This is a genomic window from Bordetella muralis (assembly GCF_965139205.1).
GTDB classification, from domain to species: Bacteria; Pseudomonadota; Gammaproteobacteria; order Burkholderiales; family Burkholderiaceae_B; genus Bordetella_A; species Bordetella_A muralis.
The window spans coordinates 150,711-174,885 of record NZ_CBCSIU010000002.1; the positions used below are offsets into that span (position 1 = coordinate 150,711).

Genomic DNA, 24,175 nt, shown 5'->3' on the forward strand with positions numbered 1-24,175 from the left:
CTATGCTCGTTCAACGCGTTATCACCGCCGTCGTGTTGCTGGCCGTGCTGGCCCTGACGCTGTCTGTGGGAAACCCCTGGTGGTTCATGGCGTTGCTGGCGATAGGGGCGGCCTGCGCGTGCTGGGAATGGCTGCGGCTGACCATCGCACCGCCGGCATCTCGCGTCGTGAGCGTTGCGGTAGCGCTGGCGCTGCTGGCCGTGATGCTATATGCGAGCTGGGCCTGGCTATATGGCATGCCTGATAGCGGCGCGCTGCAGGCGGCGGTCGTTCAGGGCCTGGTGCCCGTTGTGGCGCTGATATGGCTGGTAGGTGCGACCGCAGCCGTGGTGCGCGGACGATCCGATGCGCCGCCTGCCAGTGTCCTGTGGTCGATATTCAGTGTCCCGGCGATTTTTGCGGCATGGTCGGTGTTGGCGTTGACGTTTATGACGCGCGGCGCGTGGTTTGTGGTGTCCTTGTTGGCGCTGGTGTGGGTCGCGGACATTGCGGCCTATTTTGCGGGTCGGGCATTCGGCAAGCGTAAACTGGCCCCTAAGGTCAGCCCCGGAAAGACGATTGCTGGCGCCGTAGCCGGCGTCGCCGGCGCCGCCATTTGGGTCTGGATATCGAGTTTTTGGGACGGCAGTTTTGGCCAGGCGCTGATCGGACGTTTGTCTTTGCCCCTGGCTTTGCTGGCCGCGATGTTATTGGGCGTCATCTCTATTGTGGGCGATCTATTCGAGTCGTTGCTCAAGCGCCGCGCCGGCCGTAAGGATTCCAGCGGCCTGTTGCCAGGGCATGGCGGTGTCTATGACCGCATCGATGCGATCCTGCCGGTGGCGCCATTCGCCTTATTGCTGTCTGGAGTGTTGTCTTGAGCCGTTTTCAACGCGTTGCCGTTCTCGGCGCTACGGGATCTATCGGTGAAAGCACGCTGGATGTGATTGCCCGTCATCCGGACCGGTTGGCGGTGTACGCCTTGTCTGCGCACAGCCGCATGGAGCGTCTGGCCCAGCAGGCCTTGGCAAGCCGGGCGGCTGTGGTCGTCGTGCCGGACGATGCGGCGCGCCGCCGCTTTCTGGCGGCATGGCCGACCGGACAGTCCGCACCGGAAGTCCGGGTGGGGCCTCAGGCCCTGGCGGATACCGCTGCAGACGCCGAATGCGATACCGTGATGGCTGCCATCGTCGGCGCGGCAGGCTTGCCGTCGGCGTTAGCCGCAGCCCGGGCAGGTAAACGAATCTTATTGGCCAATAAAGAGGCTCTGGTAGCGGCAGGCGGCCTGTTCATGCAGGCGGTCCGTGAGAATGGCGCCGAACTGCTGCCGATCGATAGCGAACATAACGCCATTTTTCAATGTCTGCCCCAAGGGCAGCACGCTGGTGCGCCGACTGAGCCGGCGCGAGGTGTGCGGCGCTTGCTGTTGACGGCTTCTGGTGGGCCGTTTCGGCGTCAGGATCCCGAGGATCTGCACGACGTCACACCCGATCAGGCCTGCGCGCATCCCAACTGGAGCATGGGGCGCAAGATCTCCGTCGATTCCGCCACCATGCTGAACAAAGGGCTGGAGGTCATTGAGGCGCACTGGCTGTTTGCCATGCCTGCGGATCGTATCGAGGTCCTGATACACCCGCAAAGCGTGGTGCATTCGATGGTGGAATATGACGACGGCTCGGTGCTCGCGCAGTTGGGACAGCCCGATATGCGTACGCCGATTGCCTATGGCTTGGGTTTCCCGGATCGGCTGGCGAGCGGTGTCAGCCCGCTGGATCTGGCCCGATGCGGGCGTCTGGAGTTCGAAACGCCCGACCTGGAGCGTTTCCCGTGCCTGAAGCTGGCATTTGACGCGTTGCGCAGCGGGCAGGGGGCCTGTATTGCGCTGAACGCCGCCAACGAGATCGCGGTCGAGGCGTTCTTGGCGGGGCGCTTGCGTTATACCTGGATTCCCAGGGTGATTGCCGCCGCCCTGGAATGGCAGCAACGGCAGTCTTCTGTTACGCTCAATAATCTGGCCGATGTGTTGGCGCTCGATGCTGAAACACGAGCCTACACGGGTAATCTCGGCTTGGCCTGATTTTCTTCGCCTATCGACACATGCTTTTTACCCTGCTTGCTTTCATCGTCGCCCTGGGCATCCTGATTACGTTTCACGAGCTGGGTCATTACTGGGTGGCGAGGCTGTGCGGGGTGCGCGTGTTGCGATTTTCCGTAGGCTTTGGCCGGGTGCTGCTGCGCCGGCGAGATAAGCATGGCACCGAATGGGCGCTGTCGGCGATCCCTTTGGGCGGCTACGTCAAAATGCAGGACGACCCGCCAGCCGGAGCGACTCGCGCAGAAGCCGCGCAGTCATTTAATACTCAGCCGGTGGGCCGCCGTATCGCCATTGTTGCGGCAGGGCCGGTATTCAATCTGATTTTGGCCGTGGCGTTATATGCCGGCTTGAATCTCGCAGGTACCGAAGAGCCCGCGCCTATCATCGCGCCTCCCGCCACAGAAACACCGGCCGGACGGGCAGGGTTTCACGGCGGCGATCAGATCGTGGCCATCGACGGCAGTCCGGTTGTCTCGTGGAATGACGCGCGTTGGCATTTGATTGACGTGTTGTCCACGGGTGGACAGGCACAGGTGCAGGTTCGCACGTCCGACGGTGCGACTCGGCACCGCGTATTGCAGGTGACTGGCAGCGGGATGGACCCCCAGCAGGGCGATCCGCTGGCCGATGCAGGATTGCGGCTGGCCCAGCCCAAACCTATCGTGCGCGGTGTGGTGGCGGGCAGCGAAGGCGAGCGCGCCGGCTTGATAGACGGTGACCGCATTATTCGCGCGGGCGATCTGATCGATCCCGATACCGCGCAACTGGTGCAACTCATTCAGCAGCATGCGGGCCAACCGCTGGCATTGACCATGATTCGCAATGGGAGCGAGCAATCGGTGACCGTCGTGCCACGGGCAGAAACCGTGGATGGCCAGACCATCGGGCGTATCGGTGTGCAACTGGGGGGAGACCTCCCCATGGTGACGGTACGTTACGGTGTGTTTGCAAGCATTGGTCACGCGGCTGTGCGCACGTGGGATACTGCGTGGCTGTCATTGCGCATGATGGGCCGCATGGTGATCGGCGAAGTTTCCTGGCGCAATATCAGCGGTCCAGTCACCATTGCCGACTACGCCGGACAGACCGCACGTATCGGATTCGCAGCCTATATTGCCTATCTGGCGCTCATCAGTATCAGCCTGGGTGTATTGAACTTGTTGCCGATCCCTATGCTGGATGGCGGTCATCTGCTGTACTATCTCGTCGAAATTGTACGAGGCAGTCCTCCGCCCGACCGATGGATAGATATCGGGCAGCGCGCCGGTATCGGTGTGTTGGCGGGGCTGATGGGGCTCGCCTTGTTTAATGATTTCGCACGCCTGTTCACCTGACAGGCAATCGAATAAAATCTTTCGCCATTTGTTCGACCTAGGATAGCCAAGCACATGTTTTCTCGGATGTTTCATCACAAAAAGGGCTTGATGCCGGGCCTGCTTGCCGCGCTTCTCATGCCGGCGCTAGCTCATGCGTTCGAACCTTTTGTCGTGCGGGATATCCGCGTAGAGGGCATTCAACGTACGGACGCGGGTACGGTGTTCGGCTATATGCCCGTCAAAGTCGGCCAGCAGTTCACCGAGGCCGAGGCTACCGAAGCCATCCGCCGCCTGTATGGCACCGGTTTTTTCAGCGACGTCAAAATCGAGACGGACAACGATGTGGTCGTCGTGGTCGTGCAGGAGCGTCCCACGATCGCTTCGGTGACCTTCAACGGCATGCGCGAGTTCGACTCCAAGGCCATCACCAAATCGCTCATGCAGGTGGGCTTTGGCGAGGGCCGTGTGTTTGACCAGTCGATGCTGGAACGCGCCGAGTTCGAGCTCAAGGAACAGTATCTGAGCAAGGGTAAATACGGTGTCGAGGTCACTGCCACCGTGACGCCGCTGCCGCGCAATCGCGTCGGCGTGAGCTTTGACGTGTTCGAAGGCGAGGTCGCCAAGATCCGTCAGATCAGCGTGGTGGGCAACAAGGCCTTTTCCGAAGGCGATCTGCTGGATCTGTTCCAGCTGTCGACGCCCGGCTGGCTGACCTGGTACACCAATTCGGACAAGTATTCCCGCGAGAAACTCGAAGGCGATATCGAAACGCTGCGTTCGTTCTATCTCGACCAGGGCTACCTGGAATTCTCGGTCGAGCCGCCGCAGGTCACGATATCCCCTGATCGCAAAGACATCTACATCACGGTCACCATCCACGAGGGCGAGCCTTACAAGGTGCGCAACGTCAAGCTGGCGGGCAACCTCCTGGGCCTGGATTCGGAGATCAAGAATCTCGTACAGGTCAAAGAAGGCGAGACGTTCTCGGCGGCCCAGGCAAACGACTCGTCCAAGGCGATCACGGATTATCTGGGTGAACTGGGTTACGCGTTTGCCAACGTCAACCCGAACCCGACGCTGGACCGTGCCAAGCACGAGGCCGATGTGACGTTCTACGTCGATCCCAGCCGCCGCGTCTACGTACGCCGGATCCAGATCGGCGGCAACACCCGTACCCGTGACGAGGTCGTGCGCCGTGAAATGCGCCAAGAAGAAGCCGCCTGGTATGACTCTGGCGATCTGAAGATCTCGCGCGATCGTATCGACCGCCTGGGTTATTTCAACGAGGTCAACGTCTCCACCGATCCGGTCCCGGGCTCGCCCGACCAGGTCGACGTCAACGTCGACGTCAAAGAAAAGCCTACCGGGATGATCAACCTCGGTGTAGGTTACGGATCGTCTGAAAAGGCCATTCTGTCGGCCGGGATCAGCGAAGACAACGTGTTCGGCAGCGGCACCAACCTGACGCTGCAATTCAACACCAGCAAGAGCAACCGCGCCGTGGTGCTTTCGCACACGGATCCGTATTTCACGAAAGACGGCATCAGCCGCACGACGTCAGCTTATTATCGTGTGACTGAGCCGTACGAGACGAACTCCGGCGACGGCGATTACCGGGTGAAGGCGCTCGGCCTGGGGATGAACTTCGGTGTGCCGATTTCGGAATATGACCGGATCTTCCTGGGCGGCACGTTCGAGCATAACCAGATCGATCTGTACAACAACTCGCCGCAGGCCTATCGCGACTTCGTTGACCAATATGGCGACAGCACGAATGCGTTGATTTTCAATGCCGGCTGGTCAAAGGACACGCGTGACAGCGCGCTGGCCCCGACCAAGGGTTCATATACCCGCCTGAAAGCTGACGTTTCTACCCTGGACCTCCAGTACTACATGCTGACGGCTCAGCAGCAGTACTATGTCCCGTTGGGCCGCAGTTATACGCTGGCCTTCAACGGCATGGTGGATTACGGCTTCAGCTATGGCAGCAAGGACTTCCCGGTCATCAAGAACGTCTACGCGGGCGGTATCGGCACGGTACGTGGTTACGACGGGTCCTCGTTGGGCCCACGTGACTCGCTCACAGGCGATTACCTGGGCGGTGCGCGTCGTATCGTCGGTAATGCGCAGTTGTATCTGCCGTTCCCTGGCGCCTCCAAAGACCGTACGCTGCGCTGGTTCCTGTTTGCTGACGCAGGCCAAGTCTCGGCAGGCAGCGGGATGCGATGCTCGGGTGGCGAGCCTGGTAGCGAGGTGGAGGATCCTTGCGGCTGGCGTTTCTCGGCAGGTATCGGCCTGTCGTGGCAGTCGCCGCTGGGCCCGCTGCAGTTGTCTTACGCCCGTCCGCTCAATTCCAAGTCGGGTGACGATTTGCAATCGTTCCAGTTCCAGATTGGTACTGGTTTCTAAGGGTCGCCGTGACCGTAAAGGTTACGCATAATCACACTAGCAAGACGCCGCAACGTGGTGTCTGCTGGATTAGTGGCACAATAGCAGTTTTGCTTTACCTCATTGGAAGGTGAGATTTTCATGATGTCTGATTTCGCACTCAAAACCTCGAGCCCGTCGCGCAGCCAGCGCGCCGGCAAACTGCGCGGTACGCTGGCCCTGGCGGGTGCGCTGCTCCTCGGCTCCGCCGTGACGCTGCCTGCGCATGCACAAGGCACCAAGATCGGCTTCGTGAATACCGAGCGTATCCTGCGCGAATCCGGCCCTGCCAAGACGGCGCAAAGCAAGATCGAGTCGGAATTCAAAAAGCGGGACGACGAGCTGCAGCGCCTGAGCAGCAGCCTGCGCAGCCAAGCTGAAAAATTCGACAAGGACTCCCCCGTGCTGTCCGAGACGGATCGTGTCAACCGCCAACGTGACTTGGCGCGCCTGGATACCGATCTGCAACGCAAGCGCCGCGAGTTCCAAGAGGACTTCAACCGCCGTCGCAACGAGGAATTCTCCTCTATCGTGACCAAGGCCAACCAGGCCATCAAGAGAATCGCGGAACAAGAAAACTACGATCTGATCGTGCAAGACGCTGTGACGGTCAACCCGCGTATCGACATCACCGACAAGGTGATTCAGGCGCTCGGCAAATAATCGCCGAGGTCGCATGCCGATCCTGTTGGATACCGCCCGCGCACCCGCCCTGGATGCGCTGCTGGCTTCGGTGAATACCCAAGGGCTGGACCTGCGTATCGAGACGGGCGCTGCGGGCGATGTCAAAAGTATCGCTCTTGGCGATACGGATCAGGGCGATGCCGCAGCCTTGCGCGCGGCATTGCCCCGTATCCGGGGCATCGGTACGCTGGCGTCGGCCGGTCCGGAAGAAATCACTTTTCTAAGCAATCCGCGCTACCAGAGCCAGTTGGCCAGTACGCGAGCTGCCGCTGTCATCGTGACGCCGGACGTGGCGCAGGCCATGTTGGCTGGCGCGGACGGCCCCTCGTGTATCCGGGTCGTATGTGCGCATCCCTATCTGCTTTACGCCCGCCTGGCGCAGTGGTTCGACGCCGCTCGTCACCCGAAACAGCCGGCCAGCGTGCATCCGCTGGCTGTTGTGGCGCCCGATGCCGTCATCGAGGATGACGTGCGTATCGGTCCGCATTGTGTGGTCGAGGCGGGTGCTCGTATCGGACGTGGCGCTACGCTCGGGCCGGGATGTGTGATCGGCCAGGGCTCCACGGTGGGGCCGGATTGCATGCTTTACGCCCGCGTGACGTTGTATGCCAATGTTCGCATCGGCGCGCGCGCCATCGTGCACAGTGGAGTCGTGCTCGGCGCCGACGGGTTCGGTTTCGCGCCGGATCCGACGCTGGGCAAGGGCGCATGGGGCAAAATCGCTCAGTTGGGCGGTGTACGCATTGGGGACGATGTCGAAATCGGCGCCAACACCACGATCGATCGTGGCGCTCTGGAGGACACCGAAATCGGTGACGGCGTCAAGCTCGATAACCAGATCATGGTGGCGCACAACGTGCGCATCGGCGCACACACTGCGGTAGCCGCCTGCGTGGGCATTGCCGGCTCGACGGTCATCGGCGCACGCTGTACCATCGCTGGCGCGGCCATGCTGTCGGGACATCTGACACTGGCCGATGACGTCCATATTTCGGGGGGGACGGCGGTGACCTCCAGCATTTCTCAGCCGGGCCGTTACACTGGCGTGTATCCTTACGCTGAACACGGCCAGTGGCAACGTAACGCCGCCGTGATACAACAACTGTCGCAGCTGCGCCGCCGGCTGCGGGCACTCGAAAAAGCCTGACCTGTCACCGCGGCCTGCGGTGATGGCGTCATCATTCAATACGGTAGGAATTTTTACGAAATGGAACTCGACATCAAGGCGATCATGGAGCGCTTGCCGCATCGCTATCCGATGCTGCTCATTGACCGCGTGCTGGAAATCGTGCCGGGCAAATCCATCGTTGCCATTAAAAATGTGTCGATCAATGAGCCTTTTTTCGAAGGCCATTTCCCGCATCATCCTGTGATGCCCGGTGTGTTGATCACCGAGGCCATGGCTCAAGCGGCCGCGCTGTTTTCTTTCACTGATGACGATGGCGGCCTGAAATGCGACAGCGCCAAGACCGCCTATTATCTGGTGGGGATCGACGAGGCGCGTTTCCGCCGTCCCGTGGTGCCGGGCGACCAATTGCGTCTGGAAGTGCAGGCCGAACGGCTCAGCCGCGCCATCTGTAAATACCAAGGGCGTGCACTGGTGGACGGCCAGGTGGTGGCCGAAGCCAAGCTCATGTGCGCCATCCGTAGCCTGGAAGCGTAAATGTCAGGAAATATCCATCCCACCGCCTTGGTCGATCCAAGCGCTCAGATCGACAGCAGCGTGCGGATCGGGCCGTATAGCGTCGTAGGCCCGGATGTCACTATCGGAGCAGGGACGGAGATCGGCCCCCATTGCGTGATCGACGGTGTGACGACAATAGGCCGAGATAACCGGTTTTACCGGTTTTGTTCGATCGGCGGCATGCCGCAGGACAAAAAGTACGCGGCTGAACCCACGCGTCTGGTCATTGGTGACCGTAATACGGTCCGGGAATTCACCACGTTTAATACGGGCACGGTCCAGGACGGTGGCGTGACCACCATGGGCAACGACAACTGGATCATGGCCTACGTGCACGTCGCGCACGATTGCCATCTGGGTAATAACACCATTCTGGCCAACTCAGTACAACTGGGGGGACACGTCCAGGTCGGAGACTGGGCCATTGTGGGCGGACTGACCGGGGTGCACCAGTTCAGCAAGATCGGCGCGCACAGCATGACCGGGGGCAATAGCTCCCTGATGCAGGACATGCCGCCTTTTGTGTTGGGCGCCGGCAATCCTTGCCGACCCGTTGGCGTCAATGTCGAGGGCTTGCGCCGTCGCGGTTTCAGCGCGTCGGTGATTTCCAGCCTGCGAGAGGCATACAAGATCGTTTTCCGCCGTGGTCTGTCCTTGGACGAGGCACGCGCAGAGTTGCGCGCGCGCCAGCAGTCGCATCCCGATGCGACCGAGGCGTTACAGACATTGCTGGATTTCTTTGATGCCTCGAACCGGGGCATCATCCGGCCATGACTACTACCATCGGCATGGTGGCAGGCGAGCCCTCAGGCGACCTGCTGGCCAGCCGTGTCATTACCGGCCTGCATCAGGCCTCGTCCGATTTGCATTGCCAAGGCATAGGCGGGCCCGCCATGGATGCTGCGGGCTTTGAGGCCTGGCACCCCATGCATGCGCTGACCGTATTTGGCTATGTGGACGCGCTGAAGCGTCTGCCGGGGTTGTTGCGGACCTACGGCGACGTCAAGCGTCGCTGGCTGGCCGAGCCGCCCTCAGTGTTCGTTGGGGTAGATGCGCCGGATTTCAATCTGAAGCTCGAATTGCAACTGCGCCAGGCGGGTACGCCCACCGTGCATTTTGTCGGCCCGTCGATCTGGGCGTGGCGTTACGAGCGCATTCACAAGATCCGCGAGGCGGTGTCGCACATGCTGGTGCTGTTTCCGTTCGAGGAAGACCTGTACCGCAAAGAAGGCATCCCGGTGACCTATGTCGGACATCCGTTGGCTGACGCCATTCCGATGCAACCCGACCGTCAGGCGGCACGCCGCCGCCTGGGCCTGGATGACACTGCGCGTGTCTTGGCGATCTTGCCAGGCAGCCGCTCGTCGGAGATCCGCATCCTCGCACCGCGTTTCCTCCAGGCGGCGCAACAACTGCGCCAGCGGGATCCTGGCCTGGTATGCATCGTGCCCATGGTCAATGCCCAGCGCCGGCAGGAATTCGACGCCATTTTGGCGCAGTATCCGGTCCCGGGGCTGCGTTGCGTGACTGCCGATGATCTGACAACCGCAGGCAGTGCACCGGTGGCCTGGACAGCGCTCGAGGCCAGTGATGCGGTGCTGGTGGCCAGTGGCACGGCCACCCTGGAGGCAGCGCTATTCAAGCGCCCCATGGTGATCTCGTATTATTTGTCCCCATGGATGCGCCGCATCATGGCCTGGAAATCCGGCCAGCAACGGCCATATTTACCGTGGGTGGGGCTGCCTAATGTGTTGCTGCGGGATTTCGCCGTGCCAGAGCTCTTGCAGGACGATGCTACGCCGGATAAGCTGGCCGAAGCGACCTGGGCCGCCCTGACGGACGAGGCCCATGCCGCACGCATACACACGCGTTTTGCCGCCATGCATCACGATCTGACGCGCGATACGGCGAGCTTGGCGGCGCGCGCAATTCTCGATGTAGCACATGGATCAACATAGCCTTTTTGCGTGCACCACGCCCGATTTTTCGGGCGTGACGATGGCCGGCGTCGACGAGGCCGGCCGCGGACCGCTCGCGGGGGCTGTTTACGCGGCTGCCGTGATTCTGGATCCCGCCAGGCCGATCGATGGCTTGGCTGATTCCAAGGTGCTCACCGCAGTTCGCCGCGAGGCGCTGGCCATAGAGATCCAGGAATACGCATTGAGTTGGTGCATTGCCAGCGCCAGTGTCGATGAAATCGACAGTTTGAACATTTTGCGGGCGACACTTTTGGCCATGCAACGAGCCGTCGAAGGATTGGCCCATGCGCCGCAGGTGGCCATGGTCGACGGCAACCAGGCGCCAAAGCTCCGTTGCACGGTGCAAACCGTGATCAAGGGCGACGCGCTGGTGCCGGCCATCTCGGCAGCCTCCATCCTGGCAAAAACAGCTCGTGACGCCGATTTGTTGCGTCTGCATACCCAGTATCCGCAGTACGGCTTTGATCAGCACAAGGGCTACGGCACTGCGCTGCATTTGACGCGGCTGCGCGAACATGGTCCCTGCGCGGAACACCGGCGCAGTTTCGCGCCTGTGCGCGAGCTGTTGATGCCGGCATCATAAGATCCTGTTTACGTCCGGGGATGTCCCGCTCGGGCGGTGCGGGCTGAATTGCATTCAATCCGATTTAATAGCGTTTTTTGCACGGTATCGTGCACCGCGTATTGCCACCTCTGTCTCTGCCATGAAACACATCGCGTCCCGCGACAACCCTCAATTCAAGCAATTGCAGCGTCTGGCCCACCATGCCGGGCGTCGTGGCGAAAATGCGATCCTGGAAGGCGTGCATTTGTGTCAGGCCTGGTTGGCGTCGTCAACGGCGCCGGCCTTGGCTGTGTTCGACGCAGACCGGCTGGACCGTCCGGAATTGGCGGCGTTGTTGGCTGCAGTGCAGGCCGTCCTGCCCGAGCGGCAGATTTTGGCGCTGTCGCCGCAGCTATTGAAGCATCTGGAGACGGTTGAAACCGGTCAGGGCGTGCTGTTCATCGTCGATCCGCCGGCGCCAACGCTGCCTGCGCGCTTGGCGGAGTCCATGGTATGGCTAGACCGGGTGCAGGACCCGGGTAACGTCGGCACGATTTTGCGGATATGCGCGGCCGCAGGTGTGTCTCGCGTGTTGCTGTCACCGGGCTGCGCGGCGGCCTGGTCGCCCAAAGTGCTGCGCGGCGGCCAAGGCGCGCATTTTGCCCTGTCCCTACACGAACAGGCAGATCTGATGGCCTGCGTGAGCCGCCTGGATGTCCCCCTGGCCGTTACGACGCTGGAAAACGCCCAGGATCTCTATGCAACCGCGCTGCCAAGGGCCTGCGCCTGGGTATTCGGCCACGAGGGGCAGGGCGTTTCGTCCGATTTGCAGTCTGTCGCCACGCTACGGGTGCGCATTGACCACGCCCCCTCGGTGGAGTCCTTGAACGTCGGGGTGGCGACGGCGCTGTGTCTGTTTGAACAGCGCCGCCAGGCGATGGACTAATTCGATCTATCCAGGCCCACCTCTTGCATCACCGTCGTGGCGATTTCCTCGATGGACTTGGTCGTCGTGGACAGCCAGGAAATCCCTTCGCGGCGCATCATGCGCTCGGCCTCGGCCACCTCGTAGCGGCACTGTTCCAGCGTCGCGTATTGGCTGTTGGGACGGCGCTCGTTACGGACCTCGGACAGGCGTTCGGGCTGGATCGACAGGCCAAATAGCTTGGATCGATGCGGCGCAACCGTGGACGGCAGCGTGCCGCGCTCGAAATCGTCGGGCGTCAGCGGGAAATTGGCTGCTTTGATGGCGTACTGCATGGCCAGATAGAGGCTGGTCGGTGTCTTGCCACAACGGGACACGCCCACCAGAATGACGTCTGCCTGGTCCAATTGGTTGATGAACTGTCCGTCATCGTGTGCCAGGCTGAAATTGATGGCATCGATCCGATTCCGGTACTGCTCGGAGTTGGCCGCCATGTGGGACCGGCCGACGGAATGATTGGATTTCATTCCCAAAGCCTGCTCGATATGTCCGACAAAAGTGCCAAAAAGGTCCAGGAAAATCCCATTGGCGCGACGGACACATTCCATGCTGTGGGGGTCAACCAGGGTGCTGAAAACAATAGGCGGCAGACCGGTTTCATTGGCGTTGCGGTCGATGCGCTCGGCGACTTCCCGGGCTTTTTCCAATGTATCGATAAAGGGCAGGCGGATCGGCTTGAAGCGTACTTGCTCAAATTGGGACAACACAGAGTGACTAAATGTCTCTGCGGTGATGCCGGTGCTGTCCGAGACGATGTAGACAGTACGTTCGATAGGGGACGAAGCCATATGTAAAATATTCCAACCAAAGTGGAGGGCTGGAGTGCCCGACCGGGTACAATTCGACCCCAATCAGTCACCCCAAGAGCGGTCTCAGGCTGGTTTGGTCAGCGCATCGTGATGTTTTGACCAAACTCGCTTTCTCTATTGTAAAAGGTGACTTAAATGTCGTACGTCGTTTCGTTCGAGCAGCTCCGCATGACGGATGTGGACTCGGTAGGAGGTAAGAACGCATCACTAGGTGAAATGATCAGTCAGTTGTCCGGCGCGGGCGTCCGCGTACCGGGCGGTTTTGCTACGACTGCCGAAGCCTTCCGTGATTTCCTCAAAGCCTCTGGTCTGGATGCGCGCATTGCCACGCGACTCAGCACGCTGAACCCCGAAGACGTTCGCGAGCTGGCCACGGCTGGCGCCGAGATCCGCCAATGGATTATCGATGCCCCGTTCTCGCCTGAGTTCGAGCAGCAGATCCGCACGGCCTTTGCCGCGCTGGACGCCGACGGCAAGGGTTCGTTCGCCGTGCGTTCATCCGCAACCGCCGAGGATTTGCCTGATGCCTCGTTCGCGGGCCAGCAGGAAACCTTCCTGAACGTCGTCGGTATTGACGACGTGCTGGACAAAATCCGCCACGTGTTCGCGTCGTTGTACAACGACCGCGCGATCTCCTATCGCGTGCACAAGGGCTATGCCCACGCCGAAGTCGCGTTGTCGGCAGGCGTGCAACGTATGGTGCGCTCTGACAAGGGCAGCGCCGGCGTGATGTTCACCATCGACACCGAATCGGGCTTCCAGGACGTGGTATTCATCACCTCGTCCTACGGCCTGGGCGAAACGGTGGTGCAGGGCGCAGTGAACCCCGACGAGTTCTACGTGTTCAAGCCCACGCTGGAACAGGGCCACTATCCCATCGTCAGCCGCCGCATCGGCTCCAAGCTGATCAAGATGGAGTTCGATCCCGAGCGCCCCGAAGGCCGCGCCGTACGCACCGTGGACGTGCCCGTATCCGAGCGCAACCGTTACTCGTTGACCGACGACGAAGTCTCCGAATTGGCGCGCTACGCGGTCATCATCGAAAAGCACTACAAGCGCCCGATGGATATCGAGTGGGGCCGTGACGGCGTAGATGGCAAGATCTATATCCTGCAAGCTCGCCCCGAAACGGTGAAATCGCAGCAAACTGGCAACGACGTCCAGCAGCGCTACCGCCTGAAGGCCACCGGCCAGGTCCTGATCACTGGCCGCGCTATTGGCCAGAAAATCGGTTCGGGCCCCGTGCGCGTCGTGGCCGATATTTCCGAAATGGATCGTGTGCAGCCCGGCGATGTGCTGGTGACCGACATGACCGATCCCAACTGGGAACCGGTCATGAAGCGCGCCTCGGCCATCGTGACCAACCGTGGCGGCCGTACCTGCCACGCGGCCATCATTGCGCGTGAACTGGGTATCCCGGCAGTCGTGGGCTGCGGTGAAGCGACCGACGTCCTGAAAGAAGGTCAGGCCGTGACTGTGTCGTGCGCCGAAGGTGACGAGGGCCGGATTTACGACGGCCTGATCGAAACCGAGGTCGAAGAAGTCCGCCGTGGCGAAATGCCGCCGATCGACGTCAAGATCATGATGAACGTCGGTAACCCTCAGCTGGCTTTCGATTTCGCACAAATCCCCAACTCTGGCGTGGGTCTGGCTCGCCTGGAGTTCATCATCAACAACAACATCGGCATTCACCCCAAGGCCGTGTTGGATTACCCCAATGTCGATGGCGAGCTGAAAAAAGCGGTCGAATCGGCTGCCCGCGGCTACGCCAGCCCGCGTGCTTTCTTCGTTGAAAAGCTCGCAGAAGGTATCGCCACCATTGCCGCGGCGTTCTGGCCCAAGTCGGTCATCGTGCGTATGTCGGACTTCAAGTCCAACGAATATCGCAAGCTGGTGGGCGGCTCGCGTTACGAGCCCGAGGAAGAAAACCCCATGCTGGGCTTCCGCGGCGCGTCGCGCTACATCGCTGCCGATTTTGCCGAGTGCTTCCGCATGGAATGCGAGGCGCTGAAGAAAGTACGCGACGAAATGGGCCTGACCAACGTCGAGATCATGGTGCCGTTCGTGCGCACGGTCAGCCAGGCCAAGCGCGTGGTGGATCTGCTGGGCGCCCATGGCCTGGCTCGCGGCGAAAACGGCTTGAAGCTCATCATGATGTGCGAAGTCCCGTCCAATGCGTTGTTGGCCGACCAGTTCCTGGAGCATTTCGACGGTTTCTCGATCGGTTCGAATGACATGACGCAGCTGACGCTGGGTCTGGATCGCGACTCTGGCATGGAGCTGCTGGCTGCCGACTTCGACGAGCGTGATGATGCGGTGAAGTTCATGTTGAGCCGTGCGATCAAGGCTTGCCTGGCTGCCAACAAGTACGTCGGTATCTGCGGCCAAGGCCCCAGCGACCATCCCGATTTCGCGCAGTGGCTCAAGGACGAAGGCATTCTGTCCATGTCGCTGAACCCGGATACGGTGGTCGATACGTGGCAGCGTCTGGCTAAGTAATCCCGCTGGCAGCATCGCACCGCGGGTGCGATGCTGGGCTTCCGAGGCAGTTTTGGCTCGGAATGGTTTGCCACAAAAAAGGCCTGCATTTTTTGAATGCAGGCCTTTTTTGCCGCCGGGCCGCCCCAAGGCAAAAAACGTCCCCTCAGGGGGCAGCAAGCCGCAAGGCGCAGCGTGGGGGCCTTTTCCCTTGGGCCGCCCCTTTGTTCTATATCGCGTCGGGCGTTACTTGGCCGGCATATGGCCGGTGTTTTGCGAGGGTCGCACTGACGTACGCTGGCACAGTCCTAGAAACCGCCGTACCAGGCTGGCCGCCGTTGGCGTCGGGCCCAAGGCAGCGCTGAGGGCGTCGGCATCGAGCCCTTCGCGGCCATATGCAGCCTGATACTGCTGCAGATGGTCGCGCATGAATTCCGGTCCGAATTCGGGATGGAATTGCGCGGAATAGATCGCGGGCGCCAGGCGGATCAATTGATGAGGATCCATATCCGAGCGAGCCAGCGCGACGGCGCCGGGAGGCAATTGGGTGACGCTTTGCGCGTGTAGCAGTTGCGCAGGAAACCGGGTGGGCAAACCCGTCATCAAGGCATCGCCTGTCGCGTCAGGCAAGCACTCTATGGTCTGCGTTCCAAGTTCGCGGCCCTTGACGTTGTATTCCACTACGCCCCCCAGCGCATGCGCGAGCAACTGATGGCCGTAGCACACGCCGAACATAGGCAGGCTCTCGGCGGCTGCCTGCCGTATCCACGCGGCCGTGCGCTCGCTCCAAGGCTCGAGGTCCGTCACCATGGCGGGCGACCCGGTGATGAGCGCCGCGCGATAGGCCGAGGGCGCCAAAGGCTCCTCGTCCAGATACACCCGTACGATGTGCACCGCATCGGGCGACAGTCCCGCAGCATGGCGCATCATCTCGCCATAGCCGCCATGCGACTGGCGCAGGGCTTCATCAGGATCACCGGTATGCAGGATCAGGACGGGCAGTAGGCCGTCGGAATGGGGGGCAGCAGTATTCATTGGGAAATCCAGGGGCTTGCTGTTCGGCGCAAAACGCAGTCGATAGCATGATGATAAATCGTCATGACGCAGAAATCCGTACAATCAAGCCATATTCTGTTGCAGAGGGGACGCGGGGATGCCCCTTGTGTCCTTGGCTTCCGAGGGAATATGGGCCGGTAGAGCCCAACCCAGGGTTTCTCAAATAAGGCATCACATGATGTGGATATGGTTCGGACTGGCAGCGGTCGCACTCATCGGTGAGGTGGCGAGCGGCACGTTTTACCTGTTGCTGGTCGCACTGGGTTTGGCTGCAGGCGGCGCAGCGGCGTGGTTCGACGCCGGCTTTGAGTGGCAACTGGTGGCGTGCGCTGTCGTGGCCCTGATTGGATTATTTGTGTTGCGTCGTACCGGCGTCCTGAAAAAACGCGAGGTCGATGCGAAGAGTAATGCGGATGTGCATCTGGACATCGGCCAGACTGTCGAAGTCGAAAGCTGGACGGACGCCGGGATTGCACGCGTCTGGTATCGTGGTGCGCATTGGCAAGCAGAGCTGGCAGCCGGGCAACCGCGTGAGCCGGGTCTATACCTGATCAGCGAGGTCCGTGGCCCGCGACTGGTATTGACGCGCAAGGTGTGAGCCGCGTAGCCGAGTACGTTACAGTCTAGGCTTGTCTATCTGATTTCGTGGCCGCCCTCGACGGGTGCGGTTTTCTCTCATTCCACGCAGGACCATTTCCATGATGCTCGAACCCTCCACCATCGCCTTGATCGTCTTGGTCGTTCTGGCGTTATTGATCATCATCAAGGCCATTGCCATCGTGCCGCAGCAGCATGCCTGGGTCGTCGAACGGCTGGGCAAGTTCGACCGGGTGCTGTCGCCTGGCGCGGGATTTGTTATCCCCTTCATCGAGCGCGTTGCCTACAAACATTCGCTCAAGGAAATCCCCCTGGACGTGCCGAGCCAGGTCTGCATTACGCGCGATAACACGCAATTGCAGGTCGATGGTGTTCTCTATTTCCAGGTAACGGATCCGATGCGCGCATCGTACGGTTCGTCCAACTACATCTCGGCGATTACCCAGTTGGCGCAGACCACGTTGCGCTCGGTGATCGGGAAACTGGAATTGGATCGCACTTTCGAGGAACGCGAATTCATCAACGCCACGATTGTGGCCTCACTCGATGAGGCTGCGCTGAACTGGGGGGTGAAGGTATTGCGTTATGAGATCAAGGATTTGACGCCGCCCAATGAGATCCTGCGCGCGATGCAGGCTCAAATTACCGCCGAGCGGGAAAAGCGTGCGCTGATCGCAGCCTCCGAAGGCCGCCGCCAAGAACAGATCAACATCGCGACTGGCGAACGCGAAGCCGCCATCGCGCGTTCCGAGGGTGAAAAGCAGGCGCAGATCAACCAGGCCCAGGGCGAGGCCGCTGCGGTGCTGGCTATTGCCGAAGCGACTGCAAAAGCGATCACGCAGGTCGGTGAGGCCGTGCGTCAACCCGGTGGCATGGAGGCCGTCAACCTGAAAGTCGCCGAGCGCTATGTCGATGCCTTTGGCAATGTTGCCAAGGAAGGCAACACCTTGATCTTGCCGTCCAATTTGTCGGATGTCGGCGGCCTGATCGCCTCGGCAATGGCGATCGTCAAGACGAACAAGCCTGTCTAGCGCCGTTTGGCCGGATAGAAATCGTGCCACGCCGGAATCAAGCGTGGCNCNATGACCCAGGGAGTTTCGAGCCTGTCAGCCGCAGCGGCGCTGGACTGATAGCCCGTTCTCGGTCAATCGTCGCGCCGCGAGCTGCGGGTATCGTGTTTCATGATGCGTTCTTTTTCACGCTGCCAGTCTTTTTCACGAGAGCTGTCGCGTTTGTCGTAAAGCTTTTTGCCTCGGCCCAGCGCGAAATCGAGCTTGATCCGGCCATTTTTGTAGTGCAGATTCAACGGGACGAGGGTGTAGCCACGTTGCTCGACCTTGCCGATCAGCTTGCTGATTTCCTCGGCCTTGAGCAGCAGCTTGCGCGTGCGCATGGCGTCGGGATGGATATGCGTGGAGGCAGTGGGTAGGGGGCTGACATGCATGCCCAGCAAAAACAGCTCGCCATCGCGCACGATGACGTAGCTTTCTTTGAGTTGGACACGGCTGTCACGAATCGCCTTGACCTCCCAGCCCTGCAGGACCAGGCCGGCCTCGTAGCGGTCTTCGATGAAATAATCGTGGGTGGCCTTGCGGTTGTCGATAATGCTCATAAAGGCTGATCAGGCAATAATCCGGCGAAAAATGCGGCGGTAGCTGCGCTACCGGTAAAATCCAACCATTCTAGCGATTTGCGATAGCCGATGCATAAAGTACAGCGATCTGTCCTGGTTCCCTATAGTGCAGCACAGATGTTCGACCTCGTTGCCGACGTGGAAAAGTATCCTGAATTCATGCCCTGGTGCGGCGGGACGGAGATCCAGTCGCGCGACGAACACGGGATGCAAGCCTCTGTGATGATCAGTTTTGCGGGGATGAAGCAGCGATTCACCACCCGCAATACCCATGAGTACCCCAACCGGATTCAACTCGAGCTGGTGGACGGTCCGTTCTCGATGCTGGTGGGCAACTGGGAATTCCAGGCCCTGGCCGAGGACGCGTGCAAGGTCTTGTTCACCCTGGAGTACGCGTTCTCCAACCGTGCCCTCGAGATGGTGGTGGGGCCGGTCTTTAACCGGATTGCGACCAGTTTTATCGATTCCTTTACCAAGCGGGCGCAGGCAATCTATGGGGAATGACGCTCAGGTACTGCGAGTCAGCGTCTGCTATCCCATGCCATCGGCAACGTGGCAGCGCGAGCTGGTGTTGCCCAATGGCGCTACGGCCGCAGACGCGCTGCGCCAGAGCGGTTTTGAGGCTGCGTTTCCCGGGGTGGATCCTTGGGGGCAGGGCGTTGGCGTGTTTGGCAAACAATGCCAGGCCGAGACGCCATTGGCCGACGGCGATCGGATCGAGATCTATCGTCCGCTGACGTTCGATCCTATGGTCTCGCGCCGCCGCCGGGCTGATCACCGCCGAGCCAAGGCTACGGCGGCACGCAACGGTCGTGAACGCCCTGCGGGATTGCTGTAGCTCTCGTTCGTAGCGAACCCGCTTCCTGACGCGGAAAAGTCATCGGCAGGACAAAATTGTCTCTGGATTCCGGCGTAAGATACCGGCTATAGATTTACGTTTACGTTAACGTCATGCAAAAATGGACGGATGGCGGGTATGGCCGTTCACGAGACAGCCATGACGCCAGCTAGACCAACCAACAGGAGACAACGCTGTGGATCTGGAATTGACTGACGAGCAGCAGGCTTTTGCGCAGGCTGCGCGCGACTACGCACAGGGCGAGCTCGCCCCCAACGCCGCTCGCTGGGATGCCGGGGGCATCTTTCCCCGAGAGGCCTTTGCCCGGGCCGGCGAATTGGGTTTCTGCGCGATTTATGCGTCCGAGGATATCGGTGGCCTGGGGCTGCCGCGGCTGGACGCCACGCTGGTGTTCGAGGAAATGGCGGCGGTCGATCCGTCGACGACAGCGTTCCTCACGATTCACAACATGGCGACCTGGATGGTTGGCCAATGGGGCCAACCGGCGCTGCGCGAGACCTGGGGGCCGTTGCTGGCCAGCGGAGAAAAACTCGCTTCGTACTGTTTGACCGAGCCTGGCGCAGGGTCGGACGCTGGTTCCTTGCGCACCAGCGCGAAACGCGACGGTGACGATTTTGTGCTCAACGGCGCCAAGGCGTTTATCTCGGGCGGTGGCGATACGGACCTGCTGGTCGTCATGGCGCGAACCGGCGGCGACGGGCCTGGCGGCGTCAGCGCTTTTGCCGTGCCGGCTGACAGCGCCGGCATCAGCTATGGCCGCAAAGAAGAAAAAATGGGCTGGAACAGCCAGTCCACGCGTCCGATCACCTTTGAAAACGTGCGGGTGCCGGCGGCCAATATGCTGGGCAAGGAAGGCGAGGGCTTCAAGATCGCCATGAAGGGCCTGGACGGCGGGCGCATCAATATCGGCACCTGCTCGGTAGGTGCCGCCCAGGGCGCATTGGACGCTGCACGGCGTTACATGGACGAGCGCAAGCAATTCGGCCGCCGCCTGGCCGAATTTCAGGCCTTGCAGTTCAAACTCGCGGACATGGCTACGCACTTGGTTGCCTCGCGGCAGATGGTGCGATTGGCGGCGTGCAAGCTGGACGCCGGCTCGCCCGATGCCGGCACATACTGCGCCATGGCCAAGCGCTTTGCGACCGATATGGGTTTCCAGATCTGCCTGGACGCGCAGCAGATTCATGGGGGTTATGGCTACTTGCGAGACTATCCCTTGGAGCGCCTGGTGCGCGATACTCGTGTCCATCAGATTCTCGAGGGCACCAACGAGATCATGCGTGTGATCGTCGCCCGCCAATTGCTGGAAAAAGGAGCAGATATCAGATGACCGCCCCAGTGCTGTTCGAGGAAAAAACCACCGCCAATGGGATGCGTGTGGCGTTTGCCACGCTGAACGCGCCGCAAACGCTCAACGGCCTGTCACTGGAAATGGTCGATTTACTGGCCCAGCGCCTGACGGCCTGGGCGCAGGACGACGGCGTGGCGATGGTGGTGTTGCAAGGCGCGGGCGGCAAAGCCTTCAGCGCGGGCGGAGATCTGCACGGCCTGTATCACAGCATGCAGGAACACCAGGGCCAGGGGGCCTGGGCCAATCCATTGGCGCGAGACTTCTTCGAGCGCGAGTATCGGCTCGATTATCAGATTCACACCTATCCCAAGCCGATCCTGTGCTGGGGGCATGGCATTGTCATGGGTGGCGGTGTCGGCCTCATGATGGGAGCCAGCCATCGTGTAGTCAGCGAAACGACGCGCCTGGCCATGCCGGAAATTTCGATTGCCCTGTTTCCCGATGTGGGCGGCAGTTGGATGCTGAATCACATGCAGGGGCGCATCGGGCTGTTTTTGGCGCTGACGGGTGCGCAACTGACGACCTCGGATGCCCTGTATGCCGGTGTCGCGGATTATCGCCTGGACTCGTCAGGCTGGCCGCAGTTTATCGAAGCATTGCTGCAAACGCCTTGGACCGCGTCGGCTGCCGAGGATGGACGCTCAGCGCGTTCGTTAAACGACGACCTGTTGCGTGATGTCCTGCTGGCTCATGAGCCAGCGTCGGAGCTTTCCCCAGGACCGTTGCGTCAGCATGCGGCACGGATCAATAGCCTGTGTGGCGGCGAGAACCTGACCGCGATCTATGACGCCATTGCCGAGCTGAAAACCCACGAAGACCCGTGGCTGGCCCGCGCCGCAGCGACGATGCTGGCGGGCTCGCCGGGTTCGGCACGGCTCGCTTTTACCCTGTTGCGCCGGACGCGGCTCAGTTCATTGGCCGAGGTGTTCCGCATCGAATACATTGCGGCGCTGGCATGCGCAGCCGAGGGAGATTTCGCCGAGGGTATCCGAGCCTTGCTGATAGACAAAGACAAGCAACCCAAATGGAATCCAGCCACCCTGGCTCAGGCATCCGAGGCGTGGGTGCAGCGCTTTTTCGAGGCGCCTTGGCCGGCAGGTCAGCCTCATCCGTTGGCGGACTTGGGCGCCGAGGCTTAAATTCGGTAGTAAGCTGATTTCAGACAGCGCATACACGACAAACACGAGGAGACCCCCACATGAGCAGTATTGCGTTTATCGGTCTGGGCAATATGGGTGCGCCCATGGCAAACAATCTGATCAAGGCCGGCCACCAGTTGGCAGTGTTCGATCTGGTGCCTGGCGCGGTCAACAGCTTGGCCGATGCCGGCGCGCGCGCAGCGACCTCTGCCGCTGACGCGGTGCAGGGGGCCGAAGTCGTGGTCACCATGCTGCCTGCCAGCAAACATGTCGAGGCGCTGTACCTGAGCCAGGATCTGCTGGGCGCGATCGATCCCAGCGCACTCGTGATTGAGTGCAGCACCATCGCCCCGGATTCGGCCCGCAAGGTCGCTACAGCGGCTCAGGAGCGCGGCCTGGCGATGATCGACGCGCCGGTGTCCGGCGGCACGGCAGGCGCGGCCGCCGGGACACTGACATTCATCGTTGGCGGCGAGGCCGACAATCTGGCTCGTGCGATGCCGGTCCTGCAGGCCATGGGCAAGAATATTTTCCACGCGGGCCCGGCCGGCGCGGGCCAGGTGGCCAAGATCTGCAACAACATGCTGTTGGGCATCTTGATGGCCGGAACATCAGAGGCATTGGCCCTGGGCGTGGCCAACGGCCTGGATCCCAAAGTCTTGTCGGACATCATTGCAAAGAGCTCTGGCCGCAACTGGGCGACCGAGTTGTACAACCCGTGGCCTGGCGTCATGGAAAACACGCCGGCGTCAAAGGGCTACGCTGGCGGCTTTGGGGTCGATCTCATGCTAAAGGACCTGGGGCTGGCTGCAGAGGCGGCGTTGTCCTCGCGATCGTCGATTCCCTTGGGCGAACTCGCACGCAATCTGTATTCGCTGCATAGTGGCGACGGCAGCGGCAAGCTGGATTTTTCCAGCATCGTCAATCTGTACGCGCACAAGACGCCTTAGGGTAGTCATTGATCTGCAGTCGTACGCATTACGCATGTGAGCGCTCGCGCTGAGGGGCGTTTGCGTACGCGGATTTTTCCGAGCCCGGTTTTTGCGGGGCCATGAGTTTTCATAACGGGAACAACCGTGTCGTCTGAGCCCACACAAACCGCCGCTCTCCAATGCGTGCGTGACAGCTTTGCCCGGCAAACCATCATGACCTTGTTCGATGCGCGTTTATCGCGCGTCGAACCAGGCCTGGTCCATATCGAATTGCCGTTTCGCGCGGATCTGTGCCAACAGAATGGTTATCTGCACGCCGGGATATCCACGACCATCGCAGACAGCGCAGGCGGCTATGCGGCGCTGTCGCTGTTCGAGCCTGGGGAGGACGTCCTGACCTCCGAGTTCAAGATGAATTTCCTGTCGCCGGCTGACGGCGAGCGTTTCGTGGCCACAGGGCGGGTGCTCAAGCCGGGGCGGCGTTTATCTATCTGCCAGGTGGAGGTGCATGCTTATCGCGGCGACCAACCCACGCTCTGTGTCGTGGGGCTGATGACGGCGGTCCGTGTGACGCCGCGATAGGAGGGCGAGGCTAGCTCGAACCCTTATCGTTTAAATCCACCGTCGGCCAAATCATACGGCAATGGCGTCACGGTGATCTTGGCGCCGTCAGGCGTGCCCACGCGCAGATCGCCATCGTCCAGCGAGGCCAAGGCGATCTCGAACAACGCGCCGCTACGCGATGCATCGACGATGCGTCCGCACGGCTCATCGGGCTGTCTGGCATCGTAAATGTCGGTGCCTGGGGTCGGCGGCTCGTTCATTGCGTCCCACTGACCATATGCGGTGCGGCGCTTTACCGTGCCACGATAGTGGCTGCGGGCGACGATTTCCTGTCCGGGGTAACAGCCCTTGGTAAAGCTCACGCCGCCTATCAGGTCCAGATTCAGCGTTTGAGGAATGAACAGGTCCTGTGTTGCCGTGCCAACCCAGGGCAGGCCAGCGGCCAGATCGGCAGCGTGCCACTGGTCGGCATTCCCGCGTTGTATCTGCGTGGCCAGCATCGCAGCGTCCGCCTGCTGCGCCTCACTGGCGATCCACCACCAGCGCAGGCCGCCGCTGACTGAGGGGGTGGCGATCCAGGTTCCACTAGGTAATTCGGTACGTTGCCAGGGCGTGACGGGCAACGCACCGTCCGCTGCCGCCTCCAGTTTCGCCAGATCGGCTGGCTCGGCCCAGACACCGCTCACATGCAGCGCCGTGGGCGCAAGCTTGGCTTTGGCGCGCAGGACAAACATGGACAGGCGCTTGACCAGCGCCTCGGCCAGATCGCGGCGGACCAAGGCATACAGTTGCGGTCCGTCCGGGGTTTCCGTTGCCTCGCCCACGGCCTGCGCCCGCCATAGCACCAGCGTCGCCAGCAAACGGCCCTTGGCCGTGCAGTACCCGCCCAGGCGAGCGGCATCGGGCGTCAGGCCCGTCACGTCCTGCGTCAATTGGCCATGTAAAAACGACAAGGCATCCGCGCCGGAGGCGGAAATGACGGTGTAGTCGGGCAGTGGGGCGGCATGGGCCGTCCCTGTGGTAGTTGGTGACAGCGAATCGAAAAAAGCAGACATGTTGTGGCC

Annotated in this window: 24 protein-coding genes; 20 read left to right on the forward strand and 4 right to left on the reverse strand. The window is 61.0% G+C overall.

The annotated features are described in order from the left end of the window. The first annotated feature begins 2 nt into the window (after positions 1-2). The 11 genes from ACNA0I_RS05060 (at position 3) to ACNA0I_RS05110 (ending at position 11,654) form a co-directional block, all read left to right on the forward strand. A complete protein-coding gene (locus ACNA0I_RS05060; RefSeq protein WP_415804975.1) occupies positions 3-860 on the forward strand; it encodes a phosphatidate cytidylyltransferase in 858 nt (285 codons plus the stop codon). Further along, positions 857-2,056 carry a 1-deoxy-D-xylulose-5-phosphate reductoisomerase gene (gene ispC, locus ACNA0I_RS05065; protein ID WP_415804976.1) on the forward strand — a complete coding sequence of 400 codons (1,200 nt, stop codon included), beginning with the start codon at positions 857-859 and terminating at the stop codon, positions 2,054-2,056. Before ACNA0I_RS05060 ends, ispC begins: the two co-directional genes overlap by 4 nt. A 20-nt stretch (positions 2,057-2,076) precedes the next feature. After that, complete coding sequence (rseP, locus tag ACNA0I_RS05070) at positions 2,077-3,408, forward strand: RIP metalloprotease RseP (RefSeq protein ID WP_415804977.1); 1,332 nt, start codon at positions 2,077-2,079, stop codon at positions 3,406-3,408. 54 nt (positions 3,409-3,462) lie between these two features. Then, positions 3,463-5,799: an outer membrane protein assembly factor BamA gene (gene bamA / locus ACNA0I_RS05075; protein WP_415804978.1), complete on the forward strand. Its 2,337-nt coding sequence runs from the start codon at positions 3,463-3,465 to the stop codon at positions 5,797-5,799. Positions 5,800-5,919: 120 nt separating this feature from the next. Beyond that, on the forward strand, positions 5,920-6,480 hold the full coding sequence (locus ACNA0I_RS05080; RefSeq protein WP_415804980.1) for an OmpH/Skp family outer membrane protein: 561 nt from the start codon (positions 5,920-5,922) through the stop codon (positions 6,478-6,480). A gap of 13 nt (positions 6,481-6,493) precedes the next feature. Then, positions 6,494-7,648: a UDP-3-O-(3-hydroxymyristoyl)glucosamine N-acyltransferase gene (gene lpxD / locus ACNA0I_RS05085; protein WP_415804982.1), complete on the forward strand. Its 1,155-nt coding sequence runs from the start codon at positions 6,494-6,496 to the stop codon at positions 7,646-7,648. Between the two features lie 60 nt (positions 7,649-7,708). Next, a complete protein-coding gene (fabZ, locus tag ACNA0I_RS05090; protein ID WP_094821232.1) occupies positions 7,709-8,164 on the forward strand; it encodes a 3-hydroxyacyl-ACP dehydratase FabZ in 456 nt (151 codons plus the stop codon). Further along, positions 8,165-8,959, forward strand: coding sequence for an acyl-ACP--UDP-N-acetylglucosamine O-acyltransferase (gene lpxA / locus ACNA0I_RS05095; RefSeq protein WP_415804984.1), 795 nt, complete (start codon positions 8,165-8,167; stop codon positions 8,957-8,959). Further along, complete coding sequence (gene lpxB / locus ACNA0I_RS05100; protein ID WP_415804985.1) at positions 8,956-10,143, forward strand: lipid-A-disaccharide synthase; 1,188 nt, start codon at positions 8,956-8,958, stop codon at positions 10,141-10,143. The genes lpxA and lpxB overlap by 4 nt, the downstream gene beginning before the upstream one ends. Further along, a complete protein-coding gene (rnhB, locus tag ACNA0I_RS05105; protein ID WP_415804986.1) occupies positions 10,130-10,747 on the forward strand; it encodes a ribonuclease HII in 618 nt (205 codons plus the stop codon). Before lpxB ends, rnhB begins: the two co-directional genes overlap by 14 nt. Positions 10,748-10,868: 121 nt before the next feature. After that, the gene (locus tag ACNA0I_RS05110) at positions 10,869-11,654 is read left to right on the forward strand and encodes a TrmH family RNA methyltransferase (RefSeq protein ID WP_415804987.1); all 786 of its coding nucleotides are present in this window, start codon (positions 10,869-10,871) and stop codon (positions 11,652-11,654) included. Here ACNA0I_RS05110 and ppsR read toward each other — a convergent pair. Next, positions 11,651-12,481, reverse strand: a complete 831-nt coding sequence (gene ppsR / locus ACNA0I_RS05115) for a posphoenolpyruvate synthetase regulatory kinase/phosphorylase PpsR (protein ID WP_094821228.1) — start codon at positions 12,479-12,481, stop codon at positions 11,651-11,653. The two genes, ACNA0I_RS05110 and ppsR, sit on opposite strands and share 4 nt — an antisense overlap. Before the next feature lie 156 nt (positions 12,482-12,637). On the opposite strand from ppsR, the gene ppsA reads away from it, so the two are divergent. Next, a complete protein-coding gene (gene ppsA / locus ACNA0I_RS05120) occupies positions 12,638-15,001 on the forward strand; it encodes a phosphoenolpyruvate synthase (RefSeq protein WP_415804988.1) in 2,364 nt (787 codons plus the stop codon). A gap of 225 nt (positions 15,002-15,226) precedes the next feature. On the opposite strand, the gene ACNA0I_RS05125 is transcribed toward ppsA, so the two are convergent. Beyond that, positions 15,227-16,015, reverse strand: a complete 789-nt coding sequence (locus ACNA0I_RS05125) for a glutamine amidotransferase (protein ID WP_415804989.1) — start codon at positions 16,013-16,015, stop codon at positions 15,227-15,229. Between the two features lie 199 nt (positions 16,016-16,214). On the opposite strand from ACNA0I_RS05125, the gene ACNA0I_RS05130 reads away from it, so the two are divergent. Together ACNA0I_RS05130 and ACNA0I_RS05135 are read left to right on the forward strand one after the other, a co-directional pair. After that, complete coding sequence (locus tag ACNA0I_RS05130; RefSeq protein WP_415805271.1) at positions 16,215-16,634, forward strand: NfeD family protein; 420 nt, start codon at positions 16,215-16,217, stop codon at positions 16,632-16,634. Positions 16,635-16,737: 103 nt separating this feature from the next. After that, a complete protein-coding gene (locus tag ACNA0I_RS05135) occupies positions 16,738-17,664 on the forward strand; it encodes an SPFH domain-containing protein (protein ID WP_415805272.1) in 927 nt (308 codons plus the stop codon). A 113-nt stretch (positions 17,665-17,777) separates the two neighbouring features. Here ACNA0I_RS05135 and smpB read toward each other — a convergent pair whose 3' ends face one another. Next, a complete protein-coding gene (smpB, locus tag ACNA0I_RS05140; RefSeq protein WP_415804991.1) occupies positions 17,778-18,245 on the reverse strand; it encodes an SsrA-binding protein SmpB in 468 nt (155 codons plus the stop codon). A 90-nt stretch (positions 18,246-18,335) separates the two neighbouring features. On the opposite strand from smpB, the gene ACNA0I_RS05145 reads away from it, so the two are divergent. The 6 genes from ACNA0I_RS05145 to ACNA0I_RS05170 all read left to right on the forward strand — a co-directional run bounded on the left by ACNA0I_RS05145 (position 18,336) and on the right by ACNA0I_RS05170 (position 23,129). Beyond that, the gene (locus ACNA0I_RS05145) at positions 18,336-18,770 is read left to right on the forward strand and encodes a type II toxin-antitoxin system RatA family toxin (RefSeq protein ID WP_415804992.1); all 435 of its coding nucleotides are present in this window, start codon (positions 18,336-18,338) and stop codon (positions 18,768-18,770) included. Next, the gene (locus ACNA0I_RS05150; RefSeq protein ID WP_415804993.1) at positions 18,760-19,104 is read left to right on the forward strand and encodes an RnfH family protein; all 345 of its coding nucleotides are present in this window, start codon (positions 18,760-18,762) and stop codon (positions 19,102-19,104) included. Before ACNA0I_RS05145 ends, ACNA0I_RS05150 begins: the two co-directional genes overlap by 11 nt. Before the next feature lie 196 nt (positions 19,105-19,300). After that, on the forward strand, positions 19,301-20,455 hold the full coding sequence (locus ACNA0I_RS05155) for an acyl-CoA dehydrogenase family protein (protein WP_415804994.1): 1,155 nt from the start codon (positions 19,301-19,303) through the stop codon (positions 20,453-20,455). Next, positions 20,452-21,615 carry an enoyl-CoA hydratase/isomerase family protein gene (locus ACNA0I_RS05160; protein WP_415804995.1) on the forward strand — a complete coding sequence of 388 codons (1,164 nt, stop codon included), beginning with the start codon at positions 20,452-20,454 and terminating at the stop codon, positions 21,613-21,615. The genes ACNA0I_RS05155 and ACNA0I_RS05160 overlap by 4 nt, the downstream gene beginning before the upstream one ends. 59 nt (positions 21,616-21,674) lie before the next feature. After that, positions 21,675-22,565 carry a 3-hydroxyisobutyrate dehydrogenase gene (gene mmsB / locus ACNA0I_RS05165; RefSeq protein ID WP_415804996.1) on the forward strand — a complete coding sequence of 297 codons (891 nt, stop codon included), beginning with the start codon at positions 21,675-21,677 and terminating at the stop codon, positions 22,563-22,565. 126 nt (positions 22,566-22,691) lie between these two features. Further along, positions 22,692-23,129 carry a PaaI family thioesterase gene (locus ACNA0I_RS05170; RefSeq protein WP_415804997.1) on the forward strand — a complete coding sequence of 146 codons (438 nt, stop codon included), beginning with the start codon at positions 22,692-22,694 and terminating at the stop codon, positions 23,127-23,129. 23 nt (positions 23,130-23,152) lie between these two features. On the opposite strand, the gene ygfZ is transcribed toward ACNA0I_RS05170, so the two are convergent. Continuing rightward, positions 23,153-24,166: a CAF17-like 4Fe-4S cluster assembly/insertion protein YgfZ gene (ygfZ, locus tag ACNA0I_RS05175; RefSeq protein ID WP_415804998.1), complete on the reverse strand. Its 1,014-nt coding sequence runs from the start codon at positions 24,164-24,166 to the stop codon at positions 23,153-23,155. Positions 24,167-24,175 lie beyond the last annotated feature (9 nt).